Raw genomic sequence first — 8,756 nt, forward strand, 5'->3', positions numbered from 1 at the left:
CGGCGCACCCCGTGCTCGCCGAACTCGCCACCGCCTACGGGGAGATCGTCGCCGACCCGGTGTGAGCCCGCCCGCTGCGGGCCCGCAGCCCCCCCCGCGGGGGGGGGGGGGGGGGGGCCCCCCCCCCCGCCCCCCCCCCCCCCCCCCCCCCCGCCGCCCGGCCTACCCCGCCGAGGCCGCCTGGACGCCCTGGAGGGCGGACACCAGGGCGTCGACGTCCTGCACGGTGTTGTACAGGGCCAGCGAGGCCCGCACCGCGCTCTGCAGGCCGAAGGCGGCGAGCGCCGGCTGCGCGCAGTGGTGCCCGGCGCGCACCGCGATGCCCTGCTGGTCGAGCGCCCCGGCCAGGGCCATCGGGTCGGTGCCGGCGAGCAGGAAGGTCAGCACCCCGATCTTCCCCGGCGCGTCGCCGATCAGGCGCAGCCCGGGGACGCTCGCCAGCGCGCCCATGGCGTACGCGGTGAGCTGCTCCTCGTACGCGGTGGCGGCCTGGCGGTCCAGCCCGGCCAGGTACCGCAGCGCCGCCCGCAGGCCGGCCACCCCGCCGATGTGGCCGGTGCCCGCCTCCAGCCGGTGCGGTACGGGCGCGTAGGAGGTCTCCTCGAAACCCACCGAGTCGATCATGTTGCCGCCGCCCTGCCACGGGGGCATGGCCTCCAGCAGCTCGCGCTTGCCGAAGAGCACGCCGATGCCGGTCGGGGCGAAGATCTTGTGCCCCGAGAAGGCGTAGAAGTCGGCGTCCAGCGCGGTGACGTCCACCGGGAAGTGGCTCACCGCCTGTGCGCCGTCCACCAGGACCTTGGCGCCGTACCGGTGCGCCAGCGCGGTCATCTCGGCCACCGGCGGGACCGTCCCCAGCACGTTCGAGGCGTGTGTGAGCGCGACGAGCTTCGTCCGCGACCCGAGCAGGTCCCGGTAGGCGTCCTGGTCGAGCTGCCCGTCGGGGAGCAGCGGGATCGGCCGGATCCGGGCCCGGCGCTCCTTGGCGATCAGCTGCCAGGGCACCAGGTTGGAGTGGTGCTCGGCCGCCGAGACCAGGATCTCGTCGCCCACGCCGAGGTTGGCGCGGCCCCAGGACTGTGCCACCAGGTTGACGGCCTCGGTGGTGCCCCGGACGAAGACGATCTCGCCGGCGTCCTGGGTGCCGAGCAGCTTGGCGGCCTCCTCGCGGCCCTCCTCGTAGACCTGGGTCGCCTGCTTGGCGAGGGTGTGTGCACCGCGGTGGACGTTGGAGGTGCCCATCGAGTAGTGCTCGGCGACCGCCTCGGCCACCTGGCGCGGCTTGAGGGTGGTGGCCCCGTTGTCGAGCCAGACCAGCGGGTGGCCGTTCACCTCCCGGTGCAGCTGGGGGAAGTCCCGCCGGACGGCCTCGACGTCGAACCCGCCCGGCGGTGCGGAGGGCGGGGTGGCGGGGTCGGCCCGGGCCGCCCGGGCCGGCTGCTGCGGCAGCCAGTACCGCGGACCGCCCGCCGCGTGGGCGAGCGCTGCGGGCAGCGGGACCGGGCCGGGTACCAGGCCGCTTCCCGGGCCCGTCGAGGAGCCGGTGTCGAGCGGCGGTCGGCCCATTCCGGTGACCCCGGTGCCGCGCCCGAATCCGTCAGGAGTAGTCATGGTAGTTCGACACCTCGACGTTCTGGAGCACCGCGATGGCGTCGTCCACCAGCGCGGCGGCCGAGAAGTAGCTGGTGACCAGGTACGAGGTGATGGCCTGCCGGTCCACGCCCATCGCCCGCACCGAGAGGCCCGGCTCCACCTCGTCCGGGACCTTCGACGGGCGCAGGCCCACCACGCCCTGACGGTCCTCGCCGACCCGCATCAGCAGGATGTTCGTGGTGCCGGGCGCCGAGGTGGCCGAGCCCTTCAGGTCGAGCTTGTCGGAGGGCAGCAGCGGGACGCCGCGCCAGGTCAGGAACGGACTGCCGAAGAGTTCCACGATCTGCGGCGGCACCCCGCGCCGGGTGCACTCGCGCCCGAACGCGGCGATCGCCCGCGGGTGGGCGAGGAAGAACGCCGGCTGCTTCCAGACCCGGGCCAGCAGCTCGTCCATGTCGTCCGGGGTCGGCGCGCCCTTGCGGGTGCGCACGCGCTGGTTGGGCGCGACGCTGTTGAGCAGCCCGTACTCGGGGTGGTTGAGCATCTCCCACTCCTGGCGCTCGCGCAGCGCCTCGGTGGTCAGCCGCAGTTGGGCCTGGACCTGGTCGATCGAGGAGTTGTAGACGTCCGCGACCCGGGTGTGCACCTTGAGGACGGTTTGCGCGATGCTCAACTCGTACTCGCGGGGGGCCTCCTCGTAGTCCACGAAGGTCTCCGGCAGGTACGGCTCGCCGGAGTGGCCCGAGGTGAGGTCGATCGGGTGCTCGCGGTCGGCGGGCTCCCGGCGGTCGTTGCCGAAGGCGTCCAGCTGAGCGCGCAACGACGGCTCACGGTCGGCGAGTTCGAGGAGCATCCGGCGGTCGAGGGAGAGCACGGTACACGCGCTGACCGCCTTGACCCGGTAGGGCATCGGGGTGCCGTCGACCCAGGCGGTGGCGTCGAAGAAGTCGCCGTCGCCGAGGACGGCGATCAGGGCGTCCGAACCGTACTCCCCGGTGGCGCGCTGCTCGGCTCGCCCGAACGCGATGAGGTGCAGCTGCTCGGCGGGGGCACCGGCGTCGACGATCAGCTCGCCGGGCGCCACCTCGCGCTCGACGAAGCCGTTGGCGAGGGCGGTGAGCAGCGGGCTGTCCACCTGGCTGAGGAAGGGCAGCTCGCGCAGGTCCTCGGCGATCACCCGGGAGGCGCCGTCGCCGTTGACGTAGGTGCTGATCTGCCCGTCGCCGAGGATGAAGCCCCGGCGGCGGTTGACCCGGTAGACCCCGGCCTCCAGGTCCACCCAGGGCAGGGCGCGCAGCAGGTAGCGGGGGGTGATCCCGAGCATCTGCGGTGCGGTCTTGGTGGTGGTGGCCAGGTTCCGGGCGGCTGAGGTGCTGAGACTCTGCCTGCTCTGCTGACTCTGCTGGACGGTCTCGGTCGTCATGGCTGGCCCCTGTTCTGGTCGGGAGAACTGAGTTGGCGTCAAGTTCGTTGCGGAGGCGGGGATTCGGCCTCGGCCGACCCGCCGCGACGATTGTTCCGGCCGCACCGAGGGGGCGTGAGCGTGTTCGATGAGGGGCCGTGAGGACCGGTGCACACCATCGGGTTTGTACCGTCGCCAAACTCACCCGATCGTATGAATTTATCTATAAGCAGATGTGAGATGTTCGAAAGTTGATCTTGGAGCTGGCCGGGTCGGGGCCCGTGTCCTCGGCCCGCCACCGGTCCCGGCCCGCGTCGAACATCCCGGCCGGGGCCGACACGCACGGCGCCCCGCCGTTCCTCGACTTGGCGCACGCCGGGCGCTTGGATGGATCCGGCCTGGTCACCGCCCGGACACGACCCCGGGACACGACCCCGGGCACCCGCCGGCAAGCCGAGGAGCCACCACCGTGAACGACACCCCTGACGCCGTCGACCGGGCCGAACCCGCCGCCGTGGCCGGCCGGATCGCCGAGCGGCGCGAACAACTCGGCCTCAGCGAGGACGACCTCGCCCACCAGGCGGCCATGGCCCCCCGCTACCTCCACTACCTGCTCGAAGCCGGACCGGCCTTCGACCCCGGCGGCTTCGTCCGGATCGCCGCCGCACTCGGCCTCAGCCGCGGCGAACTGCTCGAAGGTCGCGCCGACGCCCCGCCCGGCCAGGGCGGCCCCGGCCCGCACCCGCGGCTGCTCGGCCTCACCGAACCCGAGTGCTGGGAGCTGATCGGCACCCACGGCGTCGGCCGCATCGCCCTGCCGCTCCAGCCGGGCCCGGTCGTCGTCCCCGTCAACTACGTCGTCGACGACGCCGCCATCGCCTACCGCACCACCGGGCGCGGCGCCCCGGCCGAGGGCACCGCGCTCTCCTTCCAGATCGACCACATCGACGAATACCTCGGCCGGGGCTGGAGCGTCCTCCTCCTCGGTACCGCGCACCACGTGCACGACCCCGCCGCCCTGCACCACCTGGCCGGCCTCCCCGGCGCCATCCCCTGGGCCGGCGGCGACCGGACCTGCTGGATCCGGATCAGCCCGGACGAGATCACCGGCCGCCGCCTGGTGAGCGACTGAACGGTCCGTTCCGGTCGCCGGGAATCGCGGTGCTGAGCGGCCGAGTTGGCGGTGTCGTACCCCTGTCGCGGACCGGTCGGCGTGGCTAGCATGAGGCGCCAACCGCAAGGAACACCGGCCCAGGCCCCCTCTTGCGGGTCACGTCGGATCAGCGTGCCCAGGTGTCCCGCGCGCCCGGCGTGACCCGAGAGAGCAGGTCCAACCCCCAAGGGAGGAACCACCCATGAGCGCAGTGGTGACCGAGATCCGCGACGCAGGCCTGCTGGACATCGACGAGGACGCCATCGTCTTCGAGGACGAGCACGACGCGGACCTCACCCCGGTCGCGTGTCTCGCCGACCCGTGGGTCACCTACGTTCCGACGCGCTTCGACTGCGCCGTGGACTGCTGACCCGTACCGAGGAAGCGGACCGGGGGAGGGGCGGAGCGATGACCACACCACCCGACCCCGGCTCCGCCGAGGCACTGCGGCGCCGGGTCGCCGACCTGGCGGCCGCCGCGCCCGGCCCGCGCCGCCCGCTGCACACCGACGGGCAGTGGTGGTACCTCCAGGACCCGCGGATGCCGGCGCGCGCCCACGGCTGGAAGCTCCACCTGTCCGCCCGGCAGGGCCAACTCCCGCAGCTGCTGGACGCGGTGGTCCCGATCCTGCTGCGCCGCACCTGCGACGCGAAGTTCGCGGCGGGTGCGGCCGTGCTGCGGGAGCTCAACAGCGGGCTGCGCGGCCCCGCGGCCGTGGGCAAGGCCGTCACGGTCTACCCGGACGAGGCGGACCTCGTCGCGCTGGGAACGGAGTTGGCCCGGGCGCTGGCCGGCTGGGCCGGGCCCCGGGTGGTGAGCGACCGCCGGCTCCGGCCGGACGCGCCGGTCTACTACCGCTACGGACTGTTCCGGGTCACGGACGACGGCGCCGACTACGGCATGACCGGCCCGGACGGGTCGGTCTTCCCCGGCCTGGCCGAAGCCCGCTACCGCCAACCGCCCTGGGCGAGCGACCCGTTCACGCCCGTCGCCGCCGCCCGGCCGCCGACCACCCGGGTCGGCGAGGGCCGGTACCGGATCACCGCCGGGATCACCCGCTCGCCGAACGGCCACGTCTACCGCGCGGTCGAACTCGCCACCGGGCGCGAGGTGGTGGTCAAACAGGCCCGTGCCCACGTCGGTGAGGACGGCGCGGGCACCGACGCGCGAGGCCGGCTCCGGCACGAACGCCGGGTGCTCACCGCCCTGGCCGGGGTGCCCGGGGTGCCGCCGCTGGTCGACTACTTCCGGCACGGCGCCGACGAGTACCTGGTCAGCGGCGCGTGCGGGCCGTGCGACCTGCGGCGCGACGTCCTCGCCGCGGGCCCGTACGACCCCGGGCCGGGCACCGGCGGGCGCGACTGGTGGGGCCTGGCGCGCGGACTGCTGCGGATCCTGGACGCGGTGCACGCGCGCGGCGTGGTGGTCTGCGACCTGAAACCCGCGAACGTGGTGCTCGACGCCGCCGGCCGCTGCTCGCTGGTCGACTTCGGCGTCAGCGCCCTCGACGGCGCCCGACTGCCCGGGGCCACGGCGGGCTACGGGCTGCCCGGCGCCACCGGGACCGACCCCACCGAGGACTACTACGCGCTGGGCACCACGCTGCACCACGCCCTCACCGGCCTCGACCCGGTGGTGATCGACCCCGACCCGGCGACCAACCGTGACCGCACCCTGGCCTGTCTGCGCGCGGCCCTCCCCGGCCCTTCGGACTCGGCGGATTCCGCGGTGGCCCTGGTCGCGGGCCTGGTGAGCCCGGACGGGGACCGGCGCTCGGCCGCCGCCGCCGGCCTGCGGGAGGGGAGGCCGCCCGGCCGCCCCCCGGCACGGCGCTCGGCCGGGCCGCGCCGGGCCCCGCTCGACGAGGCCGTCGACCACACCGTCGGCACCTGCGTGCGGATGGCCCGCGAGCTGGTCGCCACCGACCCGCGCGCCGGCGAACCCCGCACCCTGCTGTCGCTCTACGACGGGGCCGCCGGCCTCGGCCTCGAACTGCTGGAGCACGCGGACCGCCCCGACGCCCGGGCCGCCGCCACCGCCCTGGCCGACTGGACGGCCGGCCACCCGGCGCTCGACCGCCTCGACGGCTCGCTCTACCAGGGCCGGGCGGGCGCCGACCTGTTCCTCGCACGGGCCGCCGCCACCCTCGGTACGGAGCCGCCCGGCACGAAGTCCCCGTACCACCGCCGCCACGAGCCCGCCGGGGACGACCAGATCGCCGGGGCGGCCGGGATCGGCACCGCCCACCTGCTGCTCGCCGCCCTCGGCCGGGACACCGGCCGGCACCTCGCGGCGGCCGCCGCGTGCGCCACGGCACTGACCGCCCGGCCCCTCGACGATCCCGGCGAGGAGCCCAACCCCGGCACCGCCGCCCTCGCCGAGGGTTTCGCGCACGGCCGCGCGGGCATCGCCCACTTCCTCCTCGCCCGGCCCGACGAGGCGTCCCGCCGGACCGCCCGCCGCATCGTCGACGGACTCGCCGCCGACCTCCCCCGCCTCAGCGCGGCCGCCCTGCGGCCCGGGGCGACCCGCCGCTACCTCTCCTGGTGCCGGGGCCTGGCCGGCCTCGGCACGGTCCTCGTCCAGGCCGGAATCCGGTACGGCGACGACGCCCTCCTCGCCCTGGCCGCCGACGCGGCCGACACCTGCCGGACGCTCGCCCCGCGCACCGCCCTGGTGGTCCGCTGCTGCGGCCTGGCCGGAGTCGGAGACCTCCTCGTGGACCTCGCCGAGGCCACCGGCGACCCCCGCCACTGGCACGCGGCGGAGCAACTGGCAGCCCTGCTCCTCACCCGCGCCGGCGGGCCGGCGGGCCGCCCGGTCTTCCCCGGCGGCGACCCGACCGCCGAGTCCCGCGCCTGGGCGGTCGGGACACCCGGAGTGCTGACGTTCCTGCGCCGGCTGTCCCGTCGCGGCGGCCCGGTGCCCGGACTGCTGCCGCCGGGGTGAACCGGCCGAGGTCGGCGATCGGGCCGGCGATCGGGTCGGACGGGTGGACGCTCTGCGGCCGGTCGACCGAGGCCCGGTGGCCCACCGCTCAGCCGCGGTCGAGGAGTTCGCGGATCCGGGCGGCGACCACGTCGGGCCGCTCGCCCTGGATGAAGTGGCCGGCGGCGACGGTCTCGTAGCGGCCGTCGGGGAGGGTTTCGGTCCAGCGGCGCTGGTGTTCCTGGAGGGCGGGGTGGGTGCGTTCGCCGCCTCGGCGGGGGCGGTCGGCGGACAGCAGGACGGTCGGGCAGACGGGGGGTGCCGGGGGGTCGGCGCGCAGCCGGGGGACGGCGGCCGCGACGGCGCGGAACTCGCGGCGGGTCTGGGCGAGGCCGGCCGGGACGAAGTCCTCGGCGAGCATGGTCTCGTAGGTGTCGGTGGGGAAGACCCGGCGGGCGGTGCCGCTGAGCAGACGGGCCACCAGGCGGCTGCGGACCAGGGGTTGGCCGATGGCGAGCGTGCGGTCGACGCGGCGGGCGATCTGGTCGATGGTGTCGAAGGCGGGCGCGGTCTCCGGTGTGGTGTCGACCATCAGGATGCCGCGCAGCCGGGGCGCGAGGCGCTGGTACGCGAGGCGGGCGACCAGGCCGCCCATGCTGTGGGCGACCAGGACGAACCGGCCGGGGGCGACGGCCTCGGCGAGGGCGACCAGGTCGGCCGCCAAGTCGTCGAGGTCGAGGGGGGCGTCGGTGCGGGCGCTGCGGCCGAAGCCGGCGCGGTCGTAGGCGACCAGCCGGGCACGGTCCGCGAGCAGGGGCAGGACCGGGTCCCAGGAGGCGCGGCCGAGGCCCTGGCCCGACTCGAAGAGCACGACGTCCGTGCCGTGTCCGGACTCCTCGACGTAGAGCGATCGCCCGTTGACGGTGATGGCCCGCCCGTTCGTCTGGCGCATGGTGCTTCCCCCCTGGGAACTGGCACCCGGGTCGTCTCCCGGGCGAACTGTTTTCATCTTTGATAATGATAGCGACTGTGAAATCGTGGGGCAATGGACCTCGATGCGGTAGACCTCCTCCTCCACCCGGTGCGCCTGCGCGTGGTGCACGCTCTCGCCGGCGGGCAGGTGCTCACCACGTCGCAGCTGTGCGAGCGGCTGTCCGGCGTGTCGAAGGTGACGGTGTACCGGCACGTCGCGCTGCTCGCCGAGGCCGGCTTCCTGGAGGTCGCCGAGGAGCGCCGGGTGCGCGGCGCCGTCGAGCGGCTCTACCGGTTGCGCGAGGACCGACCGGTCGTGGACGCCGCCGCAGCCGCCACGATGACGCGGGAGGACCACCGCCGGGGCTTCGCCGCCGCGATGGCCGTCCTGATCGCCGAGTTCAACGCCTACCTCGACCGCGAGGATGCCGACCCGGCCGCCCAGGGAGTGGCCTACCGGCAGGGCACGTTCTGGCTCGACCCGGCGGAACTCGCCGAGTTCAGCGGCGAGTTGCGTGCCGTCCTGGAGCCCCGGCTGGCGAACGGGCCGGGGCCGGGCCGGGAGCCGTACCTGCTCAGCCCGATCCTCTTCCCCGCCGCGCCGCCGGCCGCCGGCCCGTCCCCGACGGAGTAACACGAAACGGCGGCGGGGCCGGGGCGCGCCAGGGACGTAGGGGCCCCCGCGGGTGGCGGCGGGGGGGGGGCCCG

7 protein-coding genes are annotated in these 8,756 nt (G+C 75.3%); 4 read left to right on the plus strand and 3 right to left on the minus strand.

Features of this window, described 5'->3' with window-relative positions:
- Positions 1-162: 162 nt before the first annotated feature.
- Together ACIO9K_RS37795 and ACIO9K_RS37800 are read right to left on the minus strand one after the other, a co-directional pair.
- On the minus strand, positions 163-1,611 hold the full coding sequence (locus ACIO9K_RS37795) for a SufS family cysteine desulfurase (protein WP_400336443.1): 1,449 nt from the start codon (positions 1,609-1,611) through the stop codon (positions 163-165).
- Complete coding sequence (locus tag ACIO9K_RS37800) at positions 1,598-3,016, minus strand: family 2B encapsulin nanocompartment shell protein (RefSeq protein WP_363622870.1); 1,419 nt, start codon at positions 3,014-3,016, stop codon at positions 1,598-1,600. The genes ACIO9K_RS37795 and ACIO9K_RS37800 overlap by 14 nt, the downstream gene beginning before the upstream one ends.
- A gap of 448 nt (positions 3,017-3,464) precedes the next feature.
- Here ACIO9K_RS37800 and ACIO9K_RS37805 point away from each other — a divergent pair, with 448 nt between their 5' ends.
- From ACIO9K_RS37805 to lanL, 3 genes are all read left to right on the plus strand, one after another.
- Positions 3,465-4,127, plus strand: a complete 663-nt coding sequence (locus ACIO9K_RS37805) for a pyridoxamine 5'-phosphate oxidase family protein (RefSeq protein ID WP_363622872.1) — start codon at positions 3,465-3,467, stop codon at positions 4,125-4,127.
- 223 nt (positions 4,128-4,350) lie between these two features.
- Positions 4,351-4,518, plus strand: a complete 168-nt coding sequence (locus ACIO9K_RS37810; protein WP_363622874.1) for an SflA family class IV lanthipeptide — start codon at positions 4,351-4,353, stop codon at positions 4,516-4,518.
- Between the two features lie 38 nt (positions 4,519-4,556).
- A complete protein-coding gene (gene lanL / locus ACIO9K_RS37815) occupies positions 4,557-7,097 on the plus strand; it encodes a class IV lanthionine synthetase LanL (protein ID WP_400336446.1) in 2,541 nt (846 codons plus the stop codon).
- Between the two features lie 88 nt (positions 7,098-7,185).
- On the opposite strand, the gene ACIO9K_RS37820 is transcribed toward lanL, so the two are convergent.
- Positions 7,186-8,028 (minus strand): alpha/beta fold hydrolase, encoded by an 843-nt coding sequence (locus tag ACIO9K_RS37820; protein WP_400336448.1) that lies wholly within the window; start codon positions 8,026-8,028, stop codon positions 7,186-7,188.
- 93 nt (positions 8,029-8,121) lie between these two features.
- Here ACIO9K_RS37820 and ACIO9K_RS37825 point away from each other — a divergent pair, with 93 nt between their 5' ends.
- A complete protein-coding gene (locus ACIO9K_RS37825; RefSeq protein ID WP_400336450.1) occupies positions 8,122-8,682 on the plus strand; it encodes a helix-turn-helix domain-containing protein in 561 nt (186 codons plus the stop codon).
- The last annotated feature ends 74 nt before the right edge of the window (positions 8,683-8,756 follow it).

This window comes from Kitasatospora sp. NPDC087271, from assembly GCF_044744605.1.
In the GTDB taxonomy this organism is placed as follows: domain Bacteria; phylum Actinomycetota; class Actinomycetes; order Streptomycetales; family Streptomycetaceae; genus Kitasatospora.